We start from the raw sequence: 26,276 nt of genomic DNA on the forward strand, positions 1-26,276 counted from the left end.
TTTTATCCTGTTACTTCATCATACAATGTTTTAAAATCAGAATTATCATCCAATAAACAGTCATCTCTTTTTTCATAGAAGAACTGGTGTCCTAAACTAATTGTTTCTTTTGCTCCTACAGGGTCAATTGGTTGTTGAAACTTCGTATATTCAATCAAAGCAAATTTTAAATATGCTTGTTGACTTTCCGTCATGTCACCAAACTCAATATCCGTTCCTATCTTTTTAATTAATTCAAAAGCATCAGCAACTACTTTTTTCCCCTCTGTCTTATTTTTAGATAAAATATAATTTAATCCTTGAATTAACTTAGCTCCATGATCATCTGGATCAAATGTGATAATTTTTTTCATTAAAGAAGCGGTTTTTTTAGCACTTTTTTCTGTACCATCCAACGCATAGTTTTCAATTTCTTCCAATAAAATAAACTTTAACTTTTCAATAAACTCCTCTGCATCTTCCTTATATTCGTATGACTTATCTTTCTTTCTATACTTCCCTAAATAAGACAATGAGTTTTTAAACGCTTTAGGATAATCATCCTTAAACTTATGGTCTCTACTCATTTCATAATAAGACATCGATGCATATAAATAAGGTAAAGGCTCTTTTTTAGTCTTTTCATTGACCATTAATTTCTCACATTTAAATAAGCATTTCTCATATTTTTCATCAGCGATTAAAGCCAATAAATCCATATAGTCTTGTGCTATGAGTTTTTGCGAAAAAAAGAATATCGAAAGTACTATCAGTATGTTTTTCATAATCAAAAAGTTTTGTTTTTAGACAATTTTCCAAAAGTCGTGCCTAAAATACAAAAATGTAAGTTCATTAACATGAATTTAACTTAAAAATTAATTTATTTTGACTTACACATGGATAATTACATATAATAATCTATTTTTGTTAGGTTGACTTTAGTTTATCCCTCCTAAAAAGGCAACTTTTTTATACAAACACCGTCTTTTTGAACGGAAATAATTTTTTTAAACTAAAAAATGAACAAAATATACCTTATAGGATTGTCTCTAATGCTATTTACTAATGTTTGGGGACAATGTACTTTAAACCTTATTTCATCTGTTGATTCTCTTCTTTGTGGAGAATGTGTAACTTTAAGTGCTTTTGGTTCAATGGATGGTAACGTAGCATTCCAAGAAGACTTTAATAGTGGTTCCCCTACAGGCTGGCAGTTTACTCAAAGTGTAACGATAGCCAACAATACCTGTGGTGTTCCTGCGCCTGATGGTTCTGATTTTATGTGGATGGGAGACCAAGCTATAAACCCTAGAGATATGACTACTGTTTCACTAGATTTATCTCCAGGTGGTGTAATTTGTTTTGAAATGCGATTTGCTGTTCAAGGTGATGCATCTCCATGTGAAGGTCCTGATGAAAGTGATGAAGGAGTTGCGCTACAATATTCTATTGACAATGGAGCAACTTGGATAGACATTCAATATTGGGATCCCAATGGAGGAAATGACCCTAATTTAACGGCATGGAACCAATACTGCGTTAACATCCCTCCTGGAGCAATGACCAACAACACTTTAATCCAATGGCACCAAGATGATGTTTCTGGAGCTGAATATGATCACTGGGGTATTGACAATGTTCAAATTACATTAAATGATCCAACCTCTCAAATCAGTTGGTCGCATGATAACTACAATTACCCACAAGGATCTAGTGGAGGAGCCAATCCTACTCCTGTTTGTTTAACAACAGAAACAACATTTACTGCACAAATAACTAACGGTACAAATACCTGTACCGAGACGATAACTGTACCAGTAAAAATTCCTGTATTACAAGTTTATGCCGGAACAGATACAACCATTTGCGCTGGAGATTGCATCACTTTAGATAGTGAAGCTGGAGTCATTGTTAATCATGGAGGAATTAAGCATTATGCGAATAACCAAGCTGAAGATGCTTCTGGTTTCCTTGGTATTACGGCTGAAACGAATATTAATGTTCAAAACATTAACCAACAAACCTTAACAAATGGTACAATTGCAAGTGTCTGTGTAGATGCTTTTCAAGCTAATGGGACTTTTCTTTCTCCACTTGATGAAGATGAGTTTACAGTAACACTAACAACTCCTGATGGTTGTTCAATTGAACTAGTTCCTACTGGTGTTGCTAGTGGCCCATATGGTCAAGTTTGCTTTGTTCCTGCTGGAGGAGGAAACATTAATGGCGGTGGTTTTCCTGCAGCTGGAAACTGGAATCCAAACGAACCTTTCTCTAATCTAAATGGTTGCAGTACTAATGGTACTTGGAAACTTACCTTTGAATCTACAAGTGTTACTCTTGGAGCTTCTGCTGAATTATCTGGTTGGAGCATCACCTTTAACGATATTGACAGCTTAGATTCAGGTATCTACACTTGGGCACCAACGACAAACATGAACAATCCCAATTCTGAAACACCAGAAGTTTGTCCAACAGCCACAACAACTTATACTTTAACTGTAGTAGATTCCAATGCATGTGTTGCACCTATATCTGATGATGTAACCATAACAATAGATAATGCTTGTTGTAATTTTGACATTGCAGCTGTTACTACAGCCCCAACATGTGGAAACAATGATGGTAACATAGACCTAACCATCACCAATGGTTCTGGAAACTATACTTTTGATTGGGGAGCCAATGGGACCACAGAAGACTTAACAATGATAGGGCAAGGAAGTTATACTTGTTCAATTACCGATGTAACAGCTGGATGTAGCAAGGATACCACCTTTGATTTTAGCTCCAATGCTTTTTCTTACACTCTGAATACAACAACTCCTTCATGTGGAGGAGCTGATGGAGCAATCGAATTTGTTGTAACTGGCACAACGCCTCCATATACTTATAGTATTGACAATGGAGCTAACTTTGTGAACACTCCTAACTTTACTACATTAGCAGAAGGTACATACAACTTATCTGTACAAGATGTCAATGGATGTCAAAAAGATACCACTATTGAATTAATGGCTCCATCTTTTGATTATTCATTAACGCTAACTGATCCAAATTGTGGAGGTAGTGATGGTGCCATCGTTTTTTCAACTACAGGAGGACAAGCTCCTTTTGGTTTTAGTATCGATAATGGTGTTAACAATTCATTAGACTCAAATTTTGTAGGATTAAGTGCTGGAACTTATAATTTATTAATCGCTGACGCTACAGGATGTTTAAGAGATTCTACTGTGACATTAAATGATGTTGGTTCAGTAGGAGGAACAGTAAACTCTGTAGATTTGATTTGTAACGGTGATAATAGTGGAAGAATTGTACTTTCTGCAGTGGGGGGAACATCTCCATTTACCTATGACATTGGAAATGGTCCTCAAAATTCAGCTGTATTTAACAATATTGCTGCCGATACATATAATGCTACAATAACTGATGCAGCAGGCTGTACTTTTGATACAACAATAACATTACAAGAACCTCCTGCCATGGTTATTTCATTAAACATCAGTGACCCTACGTGTTATAACACTTGTGATGGAGCTGTTGAAGCAAGTGTAACTGGTGGAACAATATCTAATATGCCGACCTACCAATGGTCTGGAGCACTTTCAACCAATACTGGTAATTCTGTTAGTGATGTTTGTTTAAATAATTATACATTAACTGTAATCGATGATAATGCTTGTGAACAGGATACCACATTTAGTTTTGTAGCACCTGTTGATATTGTTTCCGACTTTAGTGCCTCTCCTCAACCTGCTACAATGTTTAACCCTAATATTACTTTGACAGAAGCTTCGTTAAATGGTTCTGTTTTCACTTGGTACGTTGAAGGTGTAGAGGTAGGAACGGGAAGTCCTTATGTTCATGCTTACCCTAGTGATTCTGCAGGTACATATAATACTTGCTTGTTGGTGGAAGATATTATTGGATGTTCTGATTCAATTTGTAAAGATGTGATTATAGATCCTGACTTTATTGTTTTTGTTCCCAATACATTTACACCAAATGGTGATGGCGACAACGACTACTTTGGAGCGAGTGGATTAGGCTTAGACTTAATTGAATATGAACTAGTAATTTTTGACCGTTGGGGAACGCTAATCTGGACTTCTTCAAAAACCTATCCAATGTGGGATGGTACGCATAAAGGGCAGCCTTGTAAATCGGACACTTATATTTGGAATATTAGAACGCTAGACCAAGGTTCTAAAGATGTTGTTAAAATCGGACACGTCAACTTAATGCGCTAAACTTCATCTAATTCATTAAACTAGAAAAGGGAAATCAATTGATTTCCCTTTTTTTATAAATAAAACACTTATTTACGTGTACCTTTTTATTAACTTTGAGTTCTACGTTATAAAACGGATAATCACATGAATGAAATTTTAGAAATAATAAAGCTAGCCATCCCTTCTATTTTAGTCTTTGGAATTGTTTATTTTATGTTGAAACAATTTTTAAACAGAGAGCTTAGTATCAACAGCCAACAATTAAAGCTGCAACAAGAAGAATTTAAACTACAAGCTAAAAAAGATTTTATTCCTTTAAAAAATCAAGCTTATGAGCGTTCTATTCTATATTTAGAGCGAATTGATCCTAACAACTTAATTATGCGTATTCATAAACCTTATATGAATGCCAATCAATTACACAATAGTTTATTGAATACCATACGAGAAGAATATAACCACAATATGGTTCAACAATTGTATATCTCTAAAAAAAGTTGGGATAAATTGAAGCAAGCCAAGGAAGAAACGGTTAAAATTATCAATATGGCTAAAAGTGAGATGAAAGAAACTTCAACAGGAATAGAATTAAGTGCTGTTATTTTTGAAATCTTAGCTAAACTTGATCAAATTCCTACAGCTACTGCTATTGACTATATGAAGACTGAATTTCAAAAGAGTGTTCGATAATCATCTACCCCATGAAATTAGCTATTGATACACCTAGTTATAATCATTATACCAATACTGCTTTAAACTGTTTGGTTGCTATAGAACGTTCTCATTCAAAGCTAATTGGTAAGACTTTTAAAAAATATAAAAAAGCCGAACTAATTCCCGAGGAAATTACAATTGAGGGTTATCAATTTATTCTCGATGAAGAGTATCAATCTTTGAAAATTGATTTTTCAGAAGTGTTAACTTTCCAAGTGAAAGATTTAGAAAAGGCTGATATTCGTTAAACCTTATTGAGTGTAAAATGCTGCCCAGTTTCAGCAACTAAAGAATAACTTGACCCCTCACCTTTTTCTATATCTAATACTAATTCATCAAGGTTATAAAGCGAAGGTTCAATTGTTGAATCTACATATAATTCTACTCCTCCAAAGGATTCAATACATACTGCGTCTTCTTCTAAATATGCTTTTTCATTAGGCAACAGTATAGGTGATAATGTATTTTTTTCATCTTTTACATAATGTAAAATCAATTCTTTATACTTTTCCTTATAGCTTCTTAAAGTCGAGGTAGCTTTTTCTGTAGCTTTAATTGATAACATATTTTACTTTTTTAGTTAGTTCTTTAAAAAACAAACTTTTCTATTCATAATAAAATGAAGCACCTACGCTAATAAAATTCCTTACCTAATCATCAACAACCTTATTCTATTAGCATAGGTACAAATCATATAGTTTTAATCGCCTCTAATCAATTCTCACCCATATTTATTGATATGATTTCTGCTCGCTTCATATTACTTTTAATTGCACGAGTTAATCTTTTTAACAATAGTCTATAATCTTAGTATAAAGGTATTTATAAGTTGTTTTAGTATGATTGAACATATCTATTAATAAATTGAACATATCTATTTTTTTTGCTTACATATTTTTTGTATCATTGATATATGGACGCATTATTAAGGCAACATCTTTCCAATCGTAAACTGTCAACACTTGTTGAAAACAGAACGATTTATAATGCCCAGTATGCTGAGTTAAATATTTTTGAAACTTTCGAATATGCTGAAAAAGTCAACTTAAAGTTTAATTATCCCATTATAGCAAGTATGCTAACTGGAAAAAAGATTATGCATACTGCCGATAAGCCTTTTGAATTTTTACCTGGAGAATCGCTCATCATGCCAGAAAATAATGAGTTGATTATTGATTTTCCTGATGCCGAATTGAATGCTCCGACCCAATGTTTAGCCCTTGGAATAGATACACATAAGATCGAAGAAATTGTACACTATTTTAATAAACGTGTTGAAATTGAACATGAAAATAATGGTTGGGAATTAGATCAAAGTACCTCACCTTTAATCAATAGCATGGCTGTGAATCAAGTACTCCATCGATTGATACATACATTTACTTCAAATGATAAATCTAAGGATATATTGATCGACTTAACGATTCAAGAGTTAATTGTTAGGCTCTTACAAACTAAGGCCAAAACTGTGATTCTAAACGATCTAAATGCTTCTTTTGAAGATACAAGAATTGGAAATACAATCCAATACATCAAAAAGAATTTTACGAACAAAGATATTACCGTCGAAACGCTTGCTGAAAAAGCGTGTATGAGTGTTTCTAATTTTCATAAAAAGTTCAAAAACACCTTAGGAATATCACCTATAGACTATCTCAACTCTGAGAAAATTAAATTCTCCAAAAAACTATTAATGGAAAATAAAGGAGATACTTTATCAGAAATAGCCTTTAAAACAGGATATAATAGTGTCAGTTATTTTATCCGAAAATTTAAAGAGCATGAGTTGATGACTCCTAAACAGTACATCAAATTATTTAACCCTAAACAAAAATAAGGTTATAAATTTTGATAAAGATTTACCAATTGCTCTGTTAATGCTCTTGGGTTGAAACGTTGCACATATTCATAGCCTTTTTCTTTCATTAAAACTTGTTGATTCGTATTCATTAACAAATCATCTATCGTATTCCCCAATAATTCAAAGTTATTGGTATCTAAGTATAAACTATGTTCGCCACCAGCTTCTGGAAAACATCCTCCTGCTGTAGTAATAACAGGTACTTTAGAATATAAAGCTTCTATAATTGGTATTCCAAAACCTTCAAAAACAGAAGGGTAAACAAACACTGATGCCATTTGATAGATTGACGGAAGCTCATGAATAGCAACATTTTCTAAAAAAATAAAACGTTTGCTATCTACCTTTAATTTGTCCATTTGAACTTTTAAAAAGTTCATATACTTTGTCTTTCTGCCTACCACTACAATCGGCAAATCATTTTTCATAGTGGGAACAGCTTGTAAAATTGCATTTAAATTTTTTCTTGTTTCAATTGTTCCTACATTCAAAATATAATTATCTGGCAAGTTAAACTTACGTTTTACCTTTAGTTTAAAATCATTTGAATATTGCTCTTTAAAATTTTGATGACAGGTTTGATAAATGACCTCTATCTTCGATGAATCTACTTTATAAAAATCAATAATATCTTGTTTTGTTTGTTGACTGATAGCAATTACCTTATCAGCATTTTGTGCAGCATATTTAAACTTTGTATTGTAAACATTTCGATCTATTTTTTTATACGTATTCGGAAAACGCTTAAAAATTAAATCATGAATTGTTACTAGATGCTTTACATTACTTTTTTTCTTTCTTCTTGGTATCTCATTGCTTAATCCGTGAAAGATATCTATACCATCTTTAACTAAAAACTTCTCTAAATCAACAGAACGCCAAATACCTTTAAACGTTTTATGTAAAGGTGATTCTGGAAAATGTGGATAAACATTATCATACTGCTCAACGAACTTAAACCTGGGATTATTCCCAATTTTTGGAGCATACAAATGATACTCAAAATCGGGATAATAAGTCAATAAGTTTTGGATTAAATCTCTACTATAGTTTCCCAACCCAGTATAGTTGTGGTAAGCTCTTTTGGCGTCAAAACCTATTTTCATTTTATCTTGTTGTTACAATCAATTTTCTGGCGTTAATTGATATGATTCTCGACAAAAATAACAAACCTAACAACAATATTCAAATGCTTTTGTGACAGTAAACCTGAGTTGAAAATGCTATAAGCATAAAATATAGTATATTTGTGTGAATTTTAGTGAAGCGTAGATAACATGGAAAATAACGAAGTCATAACCAAAAAGGCACCCAACCTATTAAAAAAATATACCAAAAGACTAAGAACTGATGTTTGGAGAGCTCATGAAGCTTATAACTTGTTTGAAGACGGGGACAAAATAATGGTTTGTATGTCAGGAGGTAAGGACAGTTATACCATGTTAGATATCTTGATTCATTTTCAGAAATACTCAGATGTAAAATTTAATATAGTTGCTGTAAACTTAGATCAAAAACAACCTAATTTCCCAGAGCACATCTTACCTGAATACCTTTCTGGATTAGGGATCGAATATAAAATCGTAGAACAAGATACTTACAGTGTAGTAAAAGAAGTGCTTGAGGAGGGCAAAACGACGTGTAGTCTTTGTTCAAGATTAAGAAGAGGTGCTTTATATGAAACGGCTAAAGAGCTGGGATGTAATAAAATTGCTTTAGGACACCATAGAGAAGATATTTTAGAAACATTTTTCCTCAACTTGTTTTTTGCAGGAAAACTTGAAGCCATGCCTCCAAAGTTTATTACCAACGATAAAGAATTACAAGTAATACGACCATTGGCATTCTGTAAAGAAGAAGAAATTATTATTTATGCACAAGAGAAAGACTTTCCAATTATTCCTTGTGATTTATGTGGTAGCCAGCCCAATATGCAACGTCAACTGACCAAACAATTGTTAAATAACTGGGAGAAAAAATTCCCCAATCGAAAAGCAATTATGTTTAACGCACTGAAGAACGTATCCCCTACTCACCTTTTGGATAGAGCGATCTATAACTTTCAAGATTTAGAATCTCTTATTATGGATGGGAAAGAGATTGAGGGAGAAGATATTGAAAAATATATCTAATACTCATTTTGGATTGAAATTTGATTTATTGAATAAAAAAAACGATTAACATGTTGAAATATATCATTGCGCTATTGTCAATTAGTTTAACCCTACAAACAATTGCACAAAATAAAAAAATCACCAATAAAGACATTTGGGCTTCCCGTACATTTTCTGCTAAAAATGTTTATGGAATCAATTCGATGAATGATGGGGTACATTTTACAACGCTGGATTACGACCAAAAAGGCTCAATGATTCAAAAAGCGAGGTACAACTCACCTACTCAAAAAGAAACCATTATCTCTGATGCTATTTTTGAAAAAAATGGAATCAAAGGGGTTAGTATAGAAGATTATCAGTTTAACCCGTCAGAATCTAAAATTTTAATTGCTACAGAAAGTGAAAAGATCTATCGCCACTCAAGAAAGTACAATTATTATATTTACGATCTTGCTACCAAAAATTTACAACCACTTACCGACTTTTCTAAAGGAAAACAAAGTTTAGCTGAATTTTCTCCTACTGAAGATAAAGTAGCTTTTACAAGAAAAAATAATTTATTCTTTGTTGATTTTACTACAGGAAAAGAAACTCAAATTACTACTGATGGAAAATATAATGAAATCATTAACGGTGGGACTGACTGGGTTTACGAAGAAGAATTTGGTTTTGACAAAGGTTTTGAGTGGTCTCCAGATGGGAGTAAAATTGCTTATTACCGATTTGATGAAAGTGAAGTAAAAGAATTTCAAATGGAGATTTATGGTACATTGTATCCAGAACATCAAAGATTTAAATACCCTAAAGCTGGAGAAGCCAATTCTCTAGTAACTGTTCATGTATATGAAATCAACCAAAATAGAACAACAGGTTTTTACAATGGCAGTGAAACTGATATTTATATTCCTAGAATCAAATGGGCAAATGCCAACACATTGAGTGTACAGAAACTGAACCGTTTACAAAACGAATTGGAGATCTGGATGGGTACTTTTTTACCAGATCGTCCTAACAATAAAAGTGTAGAGACTAAAGTTGTTTACGCTGAAGTATCTAAAACCTATATTGATATTCATGATAACATAACATTCTTAAAAGATGGAAAATCATTTTTATGGACCAGTGAAAAAGACGGTTTTAATCACATTTATAAAGTAGACTATACTTCTGGAAAAGAAGAACAAATTACTTCTGGAGAATGGGAAGTTACCACTGTTTATGGAATCAATGAAAAAACAAATAATATCTACTTTCAAGCTGCTCATAAAACTCCAATGCAAAGAGAAGTTTATAGTATAGACCTCAAAAGCAAAAAAGAAAATATTTTATCCAAAAAAGATGGTGTCAACTATGCTAATTTTAGTAATACTTTCGATTATTATTTCTTACACCACTCTGATGCTAACACGCCATTTACCGTAACAGTTCAAAGTACCCACCTTAAACACGCTCCAATTGTATTAGAGGATAATAGAATGTTAAAAGCAACTTTGGCAACTTACGATATTAGCCCCAAAACGTTTTTTACGGTAAAGAATAATGACGGAACAGCATTAAATGCTTGGATGATTAAACCTTCAGACTTTGATGAGAAAAAAACTTACCCACTTTTAATGTTTGTGTATGGTGGACCTGGAATCAATACCGTGAATGATAAATGGGAATATGGAAATTACTTTTGGTTCCAATCTTTAGCTCAGCAAGGATATGTCGTTGTTTCTGTAGACGCCAGAGGAACAGGATATAGAGGTAGGGAATTTAAACACAGTACTTACTTACAATTAGGGAAGTTTGAAACTGAAGATCAAATAGCGGCAGCTAAAAAATTAGGAGCAATGCCATATATTGATCAAAATAGAATTGGAATTTTTGGATGGAGTTACGGAGGCTACATGTCTTCATTATGTATCTCTAAAGGAGCAGATGTCTTTAAGTCAGCAATTGCAGTTGCCCCTGTAACCAACTGGAGGTATTACGACAATATTTATACAGAACGTTTTATGCGTACTCCTCAAGAAAACGGGAAAAACTACGACAGTAACTCCCCTATTAACCATGTGGATAAAATTAAAGGGAACTATTTATTAATACACGGATCTGCCGACGACAATGTTCACTTCCAAAACGCAATGGAAATGGCTAATACTTTAGTTGAAAAAAATATTCCTTTTGACTTTATGGCTTATCCTAATAAAGATCATGGAATTTATGGTGGTTTAACTCGTTTGCACTTGTATAACAAAATGACTCAATTTATCCTTAATAAACTCTAACCATGAAGCAGGTCTTTTTGATACTTATATCAACAAGTTTATTAATCGCATGTGCCTCCAAAAAAGAATCATCAACTAATCAAGGCGAAACAGTTGAAGTTGTCAATACTGAAAATGACGACTATGAGTTTAAAAACGTCAGTACTAGCGATTCTCTATTTGCTTCTATAGAACGTTCTCCTTGTTTTGGCCAATGCCCTGTATATTCGATGCAAATCTACAATAGTGGTTGGGTTAACTATAAAGGGAAGAATTTTGTACAGAGAACTGGAGAATTTACCCTTCAACTGAGTAGCTCACAAATGCTAGCGTTTGTCAACAAAGCAAAAGCTATTCAATACCTAGAAATGGACGATTCTTATGACAACCCGAGTGTAACAGATGTAGCTAGTGCTACCACCTCCATTGTGCTCAATGGAACTCGCAAAAAAGTATATCGTAGATTTGGTTTTCCTAAAGAACTTATCGAATTCGAACAACTATTTGATGACTTGTTAAATTCTGACCAGTGGAAAGAGGTAATCAATGAAAAGGATAAAAAGTTTTAATGACACTTTCATTCGTTAAACAATCTTAATTTTTCCTTGCTTCTTTGAAAACTTTTAAATAGTCTTTGTACCTTTAAGAAAAACAATGGTTATGAGTGAAGAACAATCAAAAGAGGAGTTTATTAATCCCATTGATGATGATCATATTACAGAAACCCCTAATACACTAACTTATGGTCACCATAGGGGCAGTCTTCCTATAATACCGACAAAAGAAGGGGACATTAAATCTAAAGCCCTCAGTGCAATGGAGCATCAAACTGATATACAATTGCTCCAGATAAAAGAACAAATGGCTTTATTAGCTGAACAAGCACAAAAAATTCAAAAACGAGTCGATATTTCACAACAAATATATAGTGCCAAAGTCCGTTTTGAACCACTCATTAACCATGTATATCATTTGTATAATAATGGAGATGAAAGCTTATTAGTGATGGTCGGCCCAAATGATTGGGGTAAAAAAGGTTGTCCTTATGAATTTGTCGCTTCAGTTCGTTTATTAGCTGATCATACCTGGGATGTTATGGATGGTTAGATAATTAGATGATGGGATAATGAGATAATTAGCTGATGAGATAATGAGGTAATTAGATGATAAATACACAGACTAAAACTGATAAAGACGTCTTATACAACAATTAATCAATGGATGTAAACCTTTTAAAGAGATACGAAACAGAGCTTCATAAAGCTCAAGATCAAATCAAAGTTGTTAAAAATAAAATCAACAGCATTGTCCTTGCCCGAGTTTTAGTCTTTATAGGCACTATTTTAGGATGTTATTTCTTAAGTAACCATACACCTATCGTTATCCTTCTGGCTATTACAGGTAGTTTAGTATTTGTCTATTTGGTACAAGTACACGCTAACCTCAGCAGAAAAAAACAATATTTTGTTAACAAAGAGAAATTAAATCAAACAGAAATTAATGTACTAAATGGACAATACAATGACTTACCTAATGGTAAAGAGTTCCTAAATCCAAAACATGAATACAGTTACGATATTGACCTTTTTGGTGACGGTACTTTTTTCCAATACTTTAACCGTACAAGCACAGATGGAGGAAAATTAGCATTAGCAAACTTATTACAAGAAAATGCTACTCAAAATATCATCGAAAAACAGCATGCCATCCAAGAGCTAACGCCAGATTTAGAATGGCGACAACATTTTCTAGCAACTTCTTCTGCTATTGATAATGACTACGCCTCCCAAGATGTCATTGACTGGATCAGTACTTATCAAAGTTATATACCAAAAGCATTTATTCCTGTTTTAAAGTTATTTCCATTTGCTTCCATAATCATTATTCTATTGCTTTCTGTAAACATTATTCCAACAACGTTATTTATTGTTTGGTTTTCCATTGGTATGTTTATTACAGGAAGATATATTAGTAAAACAAACGAAGTTTACCAACAAGCCAATAAAGTGGTTGATACCATTAACGAATATGCAGAGCTCCTTGAAGTTATTGAATCCAAAGACTTTCAAGCTTCTATCAATTCAACTAAAAAAGAAGCGATTAAAACCAATACAACTCCTGCTTCAACAGTCTTAAAAAAGCTAGGAACTATTCTCAATCGCTTAAACAGTAGAAACAATTTGATCGTTGGAATACTAGGAAACTCATTATTTTTATGGGAACTAAACGCAGTTGCTCAACTCGAAAAATGGATTGAACAACACCAAAACACTGTAGCCAATTGGTTTGATACTATTTATTACTTTGATGCTCAACTCTCGTGTGCGAATTACAGTTTTAATCATCCGAATCATACTTACCCCCAATTAACCAAAGAGGCCATTATCCTCAAAGCCGCAGCCGTTGGCCATCCACTGATTAACACTAACAAACGGGTTAACAATAATGTAACCATTCGAGATAATAACTTTATTATTGTAACTGGTGCCAATATGGCTGGAAAGAGTACATTTTTAAGAACCATCTCCTTAAACATAATATTAGCTAATGCAGGTATGCCTGTATGCGCAAACCATTTTGAATATCGACCTATACAATTGATTACAAGCATGAGAACTTCTGATTCTTTAAAAGATGAAGAATCTTATTTCTTCTCTGAGCTAAAACGTTTAAAATTTATTGTTGAAAAGATAAAAACAGCGACCTACTTTATTATTTTGGATGAAATTCTTAAAGGAACCAATAGCAAAGACAAAGAAATTGGCTCAAAAAAGTTTGTTCAAAAATTAGTCTCTTCTGGGTCTACTGGGATTATTGCGACTCATGATTTGGCATTATGTACTATTTCAGACGAATACCCTCAAGTTATTAATCATTATTTTGACGCAGAAATTATAAATGACGAATTATCATTTGATTACAAAATGAAAAATGGTGTTTGTCAAAACATGAATGCTTCTTTTTTACTAAAGAAAATGGAAATTGTGTAAGGATATATCAACTTATACAACTATTCTTTAAAACCCAAACTTATGAATAAAATTATTGCTGCGATCACTTTATTAGCCACTTTTACAACAATAACATACTCACAAGCTCCTGTAGATGGTTTTAATAAAGGAAAGGGTAACGCCACAATAGTTGGAGCATTCTCCAATGAAAATTACACGAAATATTATGCTGCAAATGGTTTAAGGAACTTAAAAAGAGGAACCCAAGCCTATAGCTTTTTTGGTGTTGTAGGGGTCTCAGATAGATTTGATGTTCAAATGAGTTTACCATTTGTAGTGTCAGGCCCTGAACAAAGCTTACAAGACCTTTCCATCTATATGAAGTATGCTCTACTGAGTAAAGGGAAAACAAAGCTATTGGGAGCTTTAGGACAAGCTACTCCTTTAACAAATTATCAAACAGAGGGGCTTTATGCACTAGGACAACAAGCAAGTGTCTTAGATACTCGACTAATCCTTCAACAAGACTTAGGAAATGGTCTTTTTGTAATGGCTCAAAGCGGCTATAGCAAACGTTCTTACCCTACTCCATCTTCTGTCCCTTTTTCTGCAAAAATTGGATACGCTTCTAGTAAAATATATGCTGACTTATGGCTAGATTATCAACATGCTTTTGGAGGAAGTGATTATGCAGATGGACAAGGTTTAGCTTTTACAACATTAGGAGTTGGGTATACCAGAATTGGAGGTCAACTCTATAAACCATTCAATCAGCATCTTGGCTTATCTGTTGGAGGTAGTTATGTTTTAGCAGGCAGAAATGTAGGTAAAGCTATGGTTCTTTCAGCTGCTTTGATCTATAACCTTTAAATAAACTTTTTGGATCTTAAGTTATAGGCAATTAAGGCTCGATTTTTGTTGAGTAATCGTTCCAAATTGTTTTAATTTTATGAAGATTACAGCTTTAATCACATTACTTACCATTGCGCATGCTTATTGCTCGCAAAACCTTAATGCTTACCTTGATGATAGAGGGTACTTTTATGGTTATTTTAACCAAAGTAAAATAAGACTTGAACATCAACCTATTAACTCTTTCAAAGTTGGATATAATGCGATAGCTTATGAGGACACCCGAGGCAGCCTTTTTTACTTTACCAAAGACCAACAAAAAATAGAGGTTGGAACTTTTCCTATTTATTATATTCCAACTGATTACTTATTTGGTTTTCAAGGTACCACTAGCTTAGGTGTAATAGATGGAACTGAAAAAAAAATACTTACCCACAATGTCGGAAAATATATCATCACAGACAGCTTAATTGTTTATAATGACAACATCAAAAAAGGATTTTATGTTTATTATAATGGGGCTAGTGCTCAACTAGAGAATAATATTATTGAAAGTGAAGTCACCAACTTTAAAGCAAAAGAAAATACAGTTGCTTATTTTAATGCACAAGGATATTTTAAAGTGTTTAACGCCAATGCTACCCTCGAAATAGACAGGCCCTCAAGTCCATATCACTATAGCGTAGGTCGAGATATTGTAGCTTTTACTGATTACGATAACGAAACGTTTAACATTGTTGAAAACGGAGAAGTCTTTCAATTAGAAGAAACCATTCCTCAATCATTTTATTGTGGCGACGGATTGGTAGCATATATTACCAATCAAGATGTATTTAGAATATACAAAGATGGACAGGTACAAGAAATCTGTGCCTATGCCCCATCCTATTATTTCACTATAGACGACCTCATCATTTATGAAAACCTAGGACGTTTTACTGTATATGTAGATGGTCAAAGTTATGAGCTTGAAAACTATCGGGTAGACAACTTTCAAGCTGATGGCCAAGCTATAGCTTATATTGATAATCAAGGTTGGCTGATCTACTTTTTTGATGGTAAAAAAGAAAAAATCACCAATCAAAAGATTAATAACTTCTCCCTCATAGGAAACACCCTTCAATACAGTCTAGGGATCAATCAATTTATGTTATTTGAAAACAAAAGGAATATTCAATAATTTATCCTGTTTCTTTAAACTTTTATCCAATAAAAATGTAAGTACACATAAATAAATATCTTTTTTCGAAATATAATTGTTAAATTTGGAGTACCCTAACCATAAAAATTTTTTAAGATGAGACTATCCCAACTGACTTATTCTAAAAAATGGATTTGTACAAAAGCTGCTCAACATGGCGACAACAAAAAACTGATTTTGTTTTTTGCAGATCGATTAGTTTTAGAAAACGACAAAACTGTTTATAATTCATTAAGAACGTTATATCCTAACGACGATATTATTTCGATATCAACATCAGGACAATTAAACGATACAGAGATTTACGATACGGAATCTGTGGCAATCGTTATTGAATTTGAAAAATCAACCTACAAAATATACTCTAAAGAGCACACTAAAGCTATTTCAAGTCAAGAAATAGGTCAACAGCTTGCCAACCAATTAAAATCAGAGCATTTAAAGCATGCCTTAATTTTTTCTGAAGGAACCCACATCAATGGAAGTGATTTAACCAAAGGTATTAGTCATTTATTTAACCATAAAATGTCTGTCACAGGTGGTATTGCAGGAGATGGAGTACGTTTCGAAAAGACATTAGTTGGATTGAATGACCAACTTTCTTCCAATTTAGTTGTAGCTATCGGTTTATATGGTAATCACCTTAATATAGGTTTTGGTGAAAAAGGTGGTTTTGAAACCTTTGGTCCAATAAAAACAATTACCAAATCACACCGCAATGAGCTGTATGAAATTGACAATCAAAATGCTATTGAGTTGTATAAAAAATACCTTGGTAACCATGCCGAAAACTTAGCAGAATCCTCTTTATATTTCCCTTTGTCTGTAAGAATTGATGAAAAAAAAGATTGTTTTGTTCGAACAATTTTATCCATTGATGAAGCAGAAAAAAAAATGACTTTCGCCGGGGATATCCCTGAAGGAGCGAATTTACGGTTAATGCGCACCAATATTGACAACTTATTGGTCTCTGCAGGAGAGGCTGCTGAAAAAGCAAAATTACCCAATGAACAAAAAAAAGATGAACTGGTATTAATTGTGAGTTGTGTTGGAAGAAAAGTAATTCTTGAGCATAGAGTTGAAGAAGAAATTGAAGAAGTAAAAGAGGCTATTAACAATCCTAATGCTTGTATTACTGGCTTTTACTCTTATGGAGAAATTTCCTCTACCTCCAATTTTAAAGGTTGTGATTTATACAACCAAACGATGACTATTACTACTATTTACGAAGACTAGCCCCACTATGAATTCGAACTATCATAAATTACTAAATAGGCAGATTAAAAAATATCTGAAAGACCCTGATTTGCAGCAAAATAAAGAACTTCAAGACTTTATTAATGCTGTTAATTCATCTTATATCAATAACGACAACTATTTAGAACTCAATAAAAATGCTTTTGATGTAGCCAGTCAAGAGTATGAAGAAATCAACCAAAAATTACAAATTGAAAAACAATTTACACAACAAGCTTTTAAAGAGTTACTAACGGTTTTAAGAAACTCTAGAACACTCTATGAAAAGGAAAAACTAGAAGAAGGCGATTTATTGACCATTACCTCATTGGTTCAACAAGAAATTAAAAACAGAAAACGTACAGAGGAACAATTAAGAAAGGCGAAAAGTGAAGCAGATAAATCCAACCAATCTAAATCGGATTTTTTATCTACAATGTCTCATGAAATTCGTTCACCTCTAAATGTCATCATTGGTATTTCACATCTTTTAAGTGAAGAAAAACACTTAGAAACTCAGCAAAAATACCTTTCTGCGCTAAAAATTAATGCAAACAATCTAAAACTGATTATAGATGATATTTTAGATTTCAGTAAAATTGAATCTGGGAAAATAGAACTCGAAGAAAGTAGTTTTTCAATTGCTCAACTCCTTGGGGAGATCAAAGATGGAAACCTGTTATTAGCACAAGAAAGAGAGAATCAAATTATTCTTTCGCACGACAACAATATTCCAGACCACTTACTAGGTGATAAAGTAAGATTGGGACAAGTGGTAACCAACCTTGTCAGTAATGCTGCTAAATTCACTTCAAAAGGTAAAATATTCATTACCTCCACCCTAGTGGACGAATCTCATTCATATAGTAAAATTAAAATCTCTGTAAAAGATACTGGAATTGGTATACCTGAAGAAAAACAAAAAGCCATTTTTGAAGAATTTAGACAAGCCTCTTCGTTTACTTCTAGAGAATATGGAGGAACTGGACTAGGGTTGGCCATCACAAAGAAACTCTTGGAAATGATGGGTGCTACCATTCAGCTAGAAAGTCAATCTGGTAAAGGAGCGGATTTTTTCTTTATACTTGAAATAGAAAAAGACTTAACTAACCATATCAATAACGAACAGTTAATGGATAAAGGAAGCAGCATTCTTTCTGAAGAACCTGCTAAAATTCTAGTAGTTGAAGATGCTTCTTTCAATTATTTAGTCATTAATGACTTACTCAAAAAAGAGAACATTGAGACTGTACATGCCGAAAATGGACTTATTGCTGTAGAAGAAATCAAAAGAAATGAGCAAGAATATGATCTTATTCTAATGGATGTGCAAATGCCTGTTATGAATGGCTTGGAAGCGACACAAGAAATTAGAAAATTTAACAAAACTCTGCCAATTTTTGCGTTGACAGCCTCTTCTACAACCGAACAAAAAAATAAAGTGTACCATGCTGGCATGAATGATTTCTTAACCAAACCTATAGATCCTAATGAGTTTGTTAAAAAGATAAAAAAGGCATTAGTTAATATCAAAAACAAAAAAATCTCAGTGAATTAATGCACTGAGATTTTAAGGTTATTCTTATCAAATAATGATTACTCTTTAGTTTCTAATTTAGAAAAGAGTTTAAGTTGTTGTTTTAGCTTTTCAATATTAGCTTTTCCATTTTCAATTTTTCCTTGCACACCTTTAAACAACGACTCACTTCCTTTTGAAGCTGAGAAGAATCCTAAGTTATTCTCATAATTAGCAATTTCTTTAGTCAACTCTGTAATACGTTTTCTAATCTTGTCTTTTTCAACTTGAATAGCTTTTACTGGATTAACACTAGACTTTAATGTCTCAAGTTTTGCCTCAAACATGGCTTTTTCTTTCTCTACTTTATCCAATTTTAAACCATCATAGAGTTTATCTAAGGCAGATTTATAAGCTTTGTATACACGATCTTTTTCCTTAAATGGAACGTTTCCTATAGCCAAAAATTCTTTAGAGAAATCCTTTAATTGAGTTAAAGTTGCTTTCGCATCATCTAAGGGTTTAAAAGCTTCTATCTTAGCGATCAACTCTTCTTTCAATTTTAAGTTCCCCTCATTTGAAGCATCCATAGCTTCAAAATGTTTAGCTCTTGCATCAAAAAAGGCATCACATTTACTTCTAAAGGCTTTCCATAACTTTTGTTCACTAGATCTCCCAGCATGTCCAATTTTTTTCCACTCGTTTTGAATCTTTTTAATAGACTCAGCAGTAGCACGCCATTCTGTAGAATCTTTTAATGCATCTAATTGATCTACTAAGCCTTGCTTTAACGCTGCATTCTTAGCAAATACATCATTTCTTCCTTTATAAAATTCCGACTTACGGTCAAAAAAGGAGTTACTCAATGTCCTAAATTCACTCCAAATGGTTTCGTTTTCTTCTTTAGGTACAAAACCAATTTTTTTCCATTGTTCTTGTATTCCTATAATTACCTTAGTTGCAAGCTCCCAATCTTGATGCTTCTCAAATTGCTTTGCTACTTCAGCTTTTAATTCTTCTATCAGTGCTTTTTTCTTTTGTAAATTTTCCTGTTGTACTTCTTTTTGAGCTTCATAATGTGCTTTGATTTTATCATAAATCTTTTGCACATTTGTCCAATACTCTTCTTTTAAATTTTCCCAATGTTCCTTATATGTTGGTCCTATTTCATCCCATTTATTTTGCAAAACACGAACTTGCTTTTCCAACTCTTTAATTTGAGGATGCTCTACCAATTCTTTAACCTGATGAATAACTTGATTTTTAAGTGAATAATTTTTCTTTAAATCATTATCCTGTAATGCTTTGTAGATATTAACATTGTAATTAAAGTCCTCATTAATTTTACTATACTCAGCTTGAAGTTTCTGAAACACTTTCTGCGGGACGTTTCCAATAGTATTCCATTGGTCTCTAATCTCTTTTACTTTCCCAAATAAAGCACCTAGATTTTCCTCTTCTTCAACTAGTTTTTTGAAATCAGCTATGATCTCTTTTTTCAAAACAGCATTTTTTTCTTCTTCAGCCTTAACTGCATCTTTAAATGCTGTTTTACTGTTCTTAAAATCCTGGATTAATTGCAAAATTTCAGCATTCAAAGCCTTATTTTGTTCAAATAGTTCTAGCGCTTCTTTATTCTCTTCATCAATCTCTACCTCCTGTTCTTTTTCTTCACTAAATAGCGCATTAAATGATGCTATTACACTGTTAAACTCCAATTCTAAATCTTGAGAATAAGGAGTCTTGACTAATTCACTTAATTTTTCCTTAATCGAAATCTTATCTGTCATTCTTATAATTACTTATGGTACAAAGTATCAAATTTAATAAAGATGTTTCTTAAAGTTAAATTTATACACTAAAATTTATCTTTTTTATCACTACTCCCTTTATTCTATTATAGATAAGACGAATTTAAGCCTATAATTTAAATAAAAACTCATTTTGTTTTTTGATCATTGCTTCAGGTGTCTGTTTTAACAAAAAGTTTCGAATAGCTACAAAAATTGGATGAGTATAATGCGAGACTTTACCAATTTTCCAACTCATATTTGTCACTTTATTGGCCTTTTGAATACGATGGTTTTGATAATTTAGAAAAGCTGCTTGAATATTTTTTGTTTTCGCTAACTCTTCTGATAATACATAAGCATCTTCTATTGATTGACAAGCTCCCTGGCCCATATTTGGGGTTGTGGCATGAGCGGCATCTCCAATTAAACAAATATTCCCCTGAAACCATTGAGTTAACGGCTTCAAATCCAACATTTCATTCGTCAACAGCTTATCTCCATCGGTTTGGGCGATTATCTTGTTGACAACCGGATGAAAATTTTGAAATAAAACCAATAACTCTTTTATCGTTATCGTCTCTCGTTGCTTACTATCTTTTAATGCGTACCAATAGACTTTATCTGTTGCAATTTGAACAAATCCAAATCGTTTTCCATCCGCCCATATTTCATGTAATTGGTGAGTATATTCCTTAGGCAATTCTATATTTGCAATTCCTCTCCAACAAATTTGATGTGCATTTCTTATCTCATTTTTGCTCCCAATGCTTTGACGAACTTCTGAATGAATACCATCTGCTCCTATTAATACGCTTGCTTTAATTTGAGTTCCATCATGAAACTTGACAATAGTAAACGCTGCTTGTTTTTCAATAGCTGCTACTTTTTTTCCTAAATGTAATTTTTCAGTAGGAACTTGCTTGAGTAAGACCTGCTGTAAAGTACTTCTATGAATCGCATAACTCTCGATTTTATGTTCAGAATAAGTATTTGCTCCCATAGAAGAGAGTATATTCATTTTTCCATCAACAATATTTAAGGCATGGTATTCCCTCCCTTTTGCTGCAATTTCTGATGTTAACCCCAACTTTTGATATACCTGCATTGCATTATTTGCCAACATGATTCCCGCTCCTAAATCTTTAACGGTATCAAAAGCTTCATAAATTTCAAATGCGATACCTTTTTTTTGAAGGGCAATACCTAATGTTAGCCCCGCTATTCCAGCTCCTATAATTGTTACTTTTTCCATCTTACTTTGTATATGCTTGTTTTACCATTTGCCTGACCACTAACGCATGAAATGGGCGAATTAAAAAGAAATAAATATGTCCTAACCGATTATTGTAAGTTACCAATGTTGTGACCTTAATATTGTAGTCTAAAATTGGATGCTTTGCTATAACTGCCCTAAAATTTAAATGCTTATCATCAGCTCCTAATACCATGAAATCTGGTTCGAGTTGATAGATTTTGAAAAAATGAATATATCCTCCCTCTTCTAACGACTCGTTAAAATCTTTTGGGGGATCGGTTTTTAGCCCTATAAATCGTACTAGAAAATTCCGAAGATTAAATAACCATTCGACCCATTTAGGGGAGGTATTAAAAATTTTTAATCCAACCTCTTCTATTGTATCCTGATGATTAGTTGTTGAAAAAGTATCATAAAAATCAATACCATCCAGTAGCTCTAATAGCTTTTCTGAAAGTTCTATTTTTTCTTTCTTAACCATACTCAAATATTTTAGTACAAATATACTAATATTTTTCAACTTAGTACAGTTATACTATTTTTTAATATCTTTGAAAGATGAATAAGACCAAAAGAAAAATATTGGATGCAGCATTAAAACTTTTCAATGAACAAGGTATAGCCAATGTATCACAGCATACAATTGCCAAACATTTAGGAATCAGCCCTGGTAATTTAACTTACCACTACCCTAAAAAAGCGGCTATCGAAGAAGCTTTATATTTTGAATTAGTAGGATTAATGGATGATGCTTTTGATCTTTTTTCTTCTCAAAAAACAGCTGTACAATCCCTAATTAAAAGTTCAGAAACGCTGTTTGAACACATGTATCATTACCGTTTCTTTTTCTTTGATATTGTTCATATTTTTAGGACAAACAACATTATAAAGGAGCATTATACACAATTACAAGCCAACCGTAAAGTACAATTCAAAGAAATAATACAACAACTTTCCACCAAAGGAATTCTTCGTCAAGAAGAATTACCCAATGAATACGAAAAACTTTATGAACGCATTCAATTAACGTTTGATTTTTACCTCGCCTATAGTGGGATCACAAGAAACAAAATCAACAAAGAATTAATAAATGAACAAAGTACATCATTTATTTATACGCTTTATCCCTACCTAACTGATAAAGGAAAACTTACTGCTATTTTTTAGCTTCAATATGCTCCATAGCATGTTCTGCTATGGCTGTTATCGATAAAGATGGGTTAACTCCTGGGTTAGCTGATATCATTGATCCATCTATGATATACATGTTGTGATAATTAAAAACCTCGTTGTATTGATTAATCACTCCCTCTTTTTCTGTTTTTCCCATTACAGCACCTCCAAGTATATGAGCTGTAGATGGAATTCCTGCTAATGTTTCTAAAGCAAAAGAGGTTGGTTTACCATTAACTATTTTACTATATCGTTTAGCCAATTCAACCGACTCTGGGATATTTGGAGTTGGCTTTTGTCCTTTGCTTACCGAAGTTTTTAGTCCTCCAAAAATTCCACTGTCAAATTTCAAAGTACTATCCAGGGTTTGCATAAAAAGCAATACAGAAGTTTGTTTCGACCAACTACTTAACCAATATACTCGAATATAAGAAAAAGGAGCTTTAATCAGTTTCAGCGCTATTTTACCCAATCTAACAAAGGTATTCTTACCAGTAACTAGCGGTAAATGTAACAACCGCCAAAACCCAGAACCCTCAGCATATCGTACAATTTCTAAATGACTATTTTCGTCTGTATGCAACAGACTTCCTATTGCTACTCCTTTTGAAAAGTTTTGTTGCTTATTTAATGACGAAACACTAATTAACGTTTCATTATTTGTTCGAATATTATCTCCTAAAGTCTTTGAAAACAAAGGAAGAGACTGCTTCTTTAACTTTAAAGCAAGTTTGATTGTTCCTAAAACACCTCCTGAAAAAACAACCCCTTTGGTTGTATATTCACGCTTTTTCTTCAACCATTTGGTACTAGACTTAGTTTGAACAATGTAACCATCTTTACCATTTTTATCTAGGATAGGCTTTACGTCAATAACTTCAGACTCTGCAATAATCTTTACGCCTAATTTTTGAGCTAAGTATAAATAATTTTTATCCAATGTATTTTTGGCATTATTCCTACAACCTGTCATGCAGCCTCCACAAAAATTGCAGCCTGTTCTATCCGGCCCCTCACCATTAAAATAAGGGTCTTTTACTGTTTTGCTTTCTTCTCCAAAATAAACTGCTACATTTGGTCGCTCAAAATCTTGGGGTCTACCAATTTGTTGTGCCAATTCTTCTAAACCTTTATCCCCATCAAAAAGCTTAGGGTTTTGAGACGCCCCTAACATTGTTAAAGCTTTTTGATAATAAGGTTTTAAAACGCTCTCCCAATCGTTTAAGTCACTCCAAGTTCCCGTTTTATAGAAGTTTGTTTTGGGCACAGGCAATGTATTGGCATACACTAATGAACCTCCACCAACTCCAGCACCAGAAATAACTGCAACATGCCTAAAAATAGACAATTTCATAATTCCAAAGAATCGAAGCCTTGGTAGCCACAACCATTTTCTTAAATTCCAATTGGTTTTTGCAAAATCTTTGCCTTTATACCACTTCCCTTTTTCAATGACTAAGACTCGATATCCTTTTTGCGCTAATCTAAGTGCGCTCACAGAGCCTCCAAAGCCACTTCCTATAACAATATAATCGTAATCCTTTTCTACAGCCATTGAAATCCTAGACTTATTTTCCTACAAGATATTGATTCTTTGGCTGAAAAACAATGGAAACACAACTCCTCCCATGAATACATTAGTATTTTAGAATCTTTTTATTCAAAACAAAATCATTTCCTTCTATTTTCAAAAGATAAACCCCATTTACTAAACTTGTAATATCTAGAAAAAATTCAGTACCACTAGCAAACTGCTGTAAAGGAATATTTTGTCCATTGATCGTATACAATTCAATTGTATAATTACCCAAACTCGAAGGAACATCGATAAAGAGTTTATTTTGAACAGGATTAGGATAAACATGAATTGCTTCCGAATCAAGCTCTTTAATAGTCACTGGTGTACACATTGCTATAGGATCAAAAAAGACTTCTCCTAATGTTGCATCATCCACAACATGAGAGATCACATCTTCTGCATGTTGTAAAGTTGGAGTCTTGGTTAAATCCCAACAATTATTCGTAGCATAAATCGTATTGGGAGTATTATTAAACAATGCATAAGTATCTCCAGAATTTATATTCGCTCTAAAGGTATTCAATCCAGGGTTACTTCCTCCTATATGCGCATCCCCCATATTAACCTTAAACGTTTGTTGAACTGTAATTCCCCATAAATTTCCACTAATAGCATTATCAGTGATTACAGCTAAACTTGATGAATCTCCACTTAAATTAATTCCACTTCCTCCTAAAAAAGGGGCATTTTGAATGTTGTTATCCCAAATATTATTTTGCTCGATTAACGCAAACAAGTTATTTCCTAAAATAGTAATACCATATCGGTTTTCTCCTATTTCATTATCCCTTATAATAACATTACCGACACCACCTGCTAAAGCAGAAAAGGCTATACCTCCTGCCATTTCGTTACTAGAAACTCCCGTGATGGTGTTTCCCTCAATAACTGTTGTATCATTAGCTCCAGAAGGACTTAAATTAATTTGTGGACGATTCGTATTCCCAGAAACGTTGCCATAAAACACATTATTTTTGATTAATGGTGCAACTGTTGCATTCGCTGCAGAAGCAATAGCTGAAACCTCATTATTCTTAAAAGAGTTATTAATGATTTTTGGTTTCCCTGATGACAATTCAATAAACCCACTAGTATTGATATCCGCAGGATTACTTTCGATGGTACTATTCTGAATACCAAACTCTGGTGTTAAGACCTTGATCCCTCCACAATCACTGAGCATTACATTGTCCATAAATACATTTGAATTCCCCTCTAATCGAAAGCCTTTATAGTTTTGACCTTGATTCTCAGCTATTAATTCATTTGCGATTGAATTACCTAGCACATATAATCCAGCGTCTGTTACCGTAACCAAAACATCACTAGCGAACATTACATTTTTACCTATAATAAATACAGAATCACTTGCAGAGATGGTCAAGTCTTCAGTTACCAAATAAGAATTAGTCCCCGTATTTTGAACGATTGTACTATGCAGCACTAAAGAATCCATATTCCAAACTACTCCTGTTCCAGGTGTAGCATACTGTGCTACCAATTGCCCAGTAAGACTTAACATTAAAAAAGTGTAAATCGCTTTCATAACTTTATGATTTTTA

The 26,276-nt window shown here is 33.1% G+C and carries 22 protein-coding genes; 14 read left to right on the forward strand and 8 right to left on the reverse strand.

The features are described 5' to 3' along the window. Positions 1–2: 2 nt before the first annotated feature. Positions 3–764 carry a hypothetical protein gene (locus N4A35_15900; protein MCT4582896.1) on the reverse strand — a complete coding sequence of 254 codons (762 nt, stop codon included), beginning with the start codon at positions 762–764 and terminating at the stop codon, positions 3–5. Positions 765–998: 234 nt separating this feature from the next. Between N4A35_15900 and N4A35_15905 the strand changes: the two genes are divergently transcribed. From N4A35_15905 to N4A35_15915, 3 genes are all read left to right on the forward strand, one after another. Further along, positions 999–4,232 carry a gliding motility-associated C-terminal domain-containing protein gene (locus N4A35_15905; GenBank protein ID MCT4582897.1) on the forward strand — a complete coding sequence of 1,078 codons (3,234 nt, stop codon included), beginning with the start codon at positions 999–1,001 and terminating at the stop codon, positions 4,230–4,232. Between the two features lie 126 nt (positions 4,233–4,358). Beyond that, the gene (locus tag N4A35_15910; protein MCT4582898.1) at positions 4,359–4,904 is read left to right on the forward strand and encodes a hypothetical protein; all 546 of its coding nucleotides are present in this window, start codon (positions 4,359–4,361) and stop codon (positions 4,902–4,904) included. 11 nt (positions 4,905–4,915) lie between these two features. Further along, a complete protein-coding gene (locus N4A35_15915) occupies positions 4,916–5,176 on the forward strand; it encodes a hypothetical protein (protein ID MCT4582899.1) in 261 nt (86 codons plus the stop codon). On the opposite strand, the gene N4A35_15920 is transcribed toward N4A35_15915, so the two are convergent. Then, positions 5,173–5,493, reverse strand: a complete 321-nt coding sequence (locus N4A35_15920) for a DUF779 domain-containing protein (protein ID MCT4582900.1) — start codon at positions 5,491–5,493, stop codon at positions 5,173–5,175. The genes N4A35_15915 and N4A35_15920 overlap by 4 nt on opposite strands. Positions 5,494–5,841: 348 nt before the next feature. On the opposite strand from N4A35_15920, the gene N4A35_15925 reads away from it, so the two are divergent. Next, positions 5,842–6,765, forward strand: a complete 924-nt coding sequence (locus tag N4A35_15925) for an AraC family transcriptional regulator N-terminal domain-containing protein (protein ID MCT4582901.1) — start codon at positions 5,842–5,844, stop codon at positions 6,763–6,765. A gap of 2 nt (positions 6,766–6,767) precedes the next feature. On the opposite strand, the gene N4A35_15930 is transcribed toward N4A35_15925, so the two are convergent. Beyond that, entirely contained in the window at positions 6,768–7,895 is a 1,128-nt protein-coding gene (locus N4A35_15930; protein ID MCT4582902.1) for a glycosyltransferase family 4 protein, read from the reverse strand. Between the two features lie 171 nt (positions 7,896–8,066). On the opposite strand from N4A35_15930, the gene ttcA reads away from it, so the two are divergent. From ttcA to N4A35_15975, 9 genes are all read left to right on the forward strand, one after another. Beyond that, positions 8,067–8,921 carry a tRNA 2-thiocytidine(32) synthetase TtcA gene (gene ttcA / locus N4A35_15935; GenBank protein ID MCT4582903.1) on the forward strand — a complete coding sequence of 285 codons (855 nt, stop codon included), beginning with the start codon at positions 8,067–8,069 and terminating at the stop codon, positions 8,919–8,921. 50 nt (positions 8,922–8,971) lie between these two features. Next, positions 8,972–11,179 (forward strand): S9 family peptidase, encoded by a 2,208-nt coding sequence (locus N4A35_15940; protein ID MCT4582904.1) that lies wholly within the window; start codon positions 8,972–8,974, stop codon positions 11,177–11,179. Positions 11,180–11,181: 2 nt separating this feature from the next. After that, entirely contained in the window at positions 11,182–11,727 is a 546-nt protein-coding gene (locus N4A35_15945) for a DUF6438 domain-containing protein (protein MCT4582905.1), read from the forward strand. Positions 11,728–11,818: 91 nt separating this feature from the next. Then, complete coding sequence (locus tag N4A35_15950) at positions 11,819–12,265, forward strand: DUF2452 domain-containing protein (GenBank protein MCT4582906.1); 447 nt, start codon at positions 11,819–11,821, stop codon at positions 12,263–12,265. Positions 12,266–12,375: 110 nt separating this feature from the next. Continuing rightward, the gene (locus N4A35_15955) at positions 12,376–14,148 is read left to right on the forward strand and encodes a DNA mismatch repair protein MutS (GenBank protein MCT4582907.1); all 1,773 of its coding nucleotides are present in this window, start codon (positions 12,376–12,378) and stop codon (positions 14,146–14,148) included. Positions 14,149–14,190: 42 nt separating this feature from the next. Beyond that, positions 14,191–14,979, forward strand: coding sequence for a hypothetical protein (locus N4A35_15960; GenBank protein ID MCT4582908.1), 789 nt, complete (start codon positions 14,191–14,193; stop codon positions 14,977–14,979). Positions 14,980–15,058: 79 nt separating this feature from the next. Next, complete coding sequence (locus N4A35_15965) at positions 15,059–16,141, forward strand: hypothetical protein (GenBank protein ID MCT4582909.1); 1,083 nt, start codon at positions 15,059–15,061, stop codon at positions 16,139–16,141. A gap of 117 nt (positions 16,142–16,258) precedes the next feature. Continuing rightward, on the forward strand, positions 16,259–17,398 hold the full coding sequence (locus N4A35_15970; GenBank protein ID MCT4582910.1) for an FIST C-terminal domain-containing protein: 1,140 nt from the start codon (positions 16,259–16,261) through the stop codon (positions 17,396–17,398). A 7-nt stretch (positions 17,399–17,405) separates the two neighbouring features. Then, positions 17,406–18,956: a response regulator gene (locus N4A35_15975; GenBank protein MCT4582911.1), complete on the forward strand. Its 1,551-nt coding sequence runs from the start codon at positions 17,406–17,408 to the stop codon at positions 18,954–18,956. A gap of 38 nt (positions 18,957–18,994) precedes the next feature. Here N4A35_15975 and N4A35_15980 read toward each other — a convergent pair whose 3' ends face one another. The 3 genes from N4A35_15980 to N4A35_15990 all read right to left on the reverse strand — a co-directional run bounded on the left by N4A35_15980 (position 18,995) and on the right by N4A35_15990 (position 22,443). After that, positions 18,995–20,704 (reverse strand): DUF349 domain-containing protein, encoded by a 1,710-nt coding sequence (locus N4A35_15980; protein MCT4582912.1) that lies wholly within the window; start codon positions 20,702–20,704, stop codon positions 18,995–18,997. A 130-nt stretch (positions 20,705–20,834) separates the two neighbouring features. Beyond that, positions 20,835–21,959: an FAD-dependent monooxygenase gene (locus N4A35_15985; GenBank protein ID MCT4582913.1), complete on the reverse strand. Its 1,125-nt coding sequence runs from the start codon at positions 21,957–21,959 to the stop codon at positions 20,835–20,837. A 1-nt stretch (position 21,960) separates the two neighbouring features. Then, complete coding sequence (locus N4A35_15990) at positions 21,961–22,443, reverse strand: DUF2867 domain-containing protein (protein MCT4582914.1); 483 nt, start codon at positions 22,441–22,443, stop codon at positions 21,961–21,963. 77 nt (positions 22,444–22,520) lie between these two features. Here N4A35_15990 and N4A35_15995 point away from each other — a divergent pair, with 77 nt between their 5' ends. Then, positions 22,521–23,129 carry a TetR/AcrR family transcriptional regulator gene (locus N4A35_15995; GenBank protein MCT4582915.1) on the forward strand — a complete coding sequence of 203 codons (609 nt, stop codon included), beginning with the start codon at positions 22,521–22,523 and terminating at the stop codon, positions 23,127–23,129. Here N4A35_15995 and N4A35_16000 read toward each other — a convergent pair. Both N4A35_16000 and N4A35_16005 read right to left on the reverse strand, forming a co-directional pair. Further along, the gene (locus N4A35_16000; GenBank protein MCT4582916.1) at positions 23,119–24,690 is read right to left on the reverse strand and encodes a GMC family oxidoreductase; all 1,572 of its coding nucleotides are present in this window, start codon (positions 24,688–24,690) and stop codon (positions 23,119–23,121) included. The genes N4A35_15995 and N4A35_16000 overlap by 11 nt on opposite strands. Before the next feature lie 82 nt (positions 24,691–24,772). Next, positions 24,773–26,260 carry a T9SS type A sorting domain-containing protein gene (locus N4A35_16005; protein MCT4582917.1) on the reverse strand — a complete coding sequence of 496 codons (1,488 nt, stop codon included), beginning with the start codon at positions 26,258–26,260 and terminating at the stop codon, positions 24,773–24,775. Positions 26,261–26,276 lie beyond the last annotated feature (16 nt).

The sequence above is a fragment of the Flavobacteriales bacterium genome, from assembly GCA_025210295.1.
Lineage (GTDB): Bacteria > Bacteroidota > Bacteroidia > Flavobacteriales_D > Parvicellaceae > S010-51.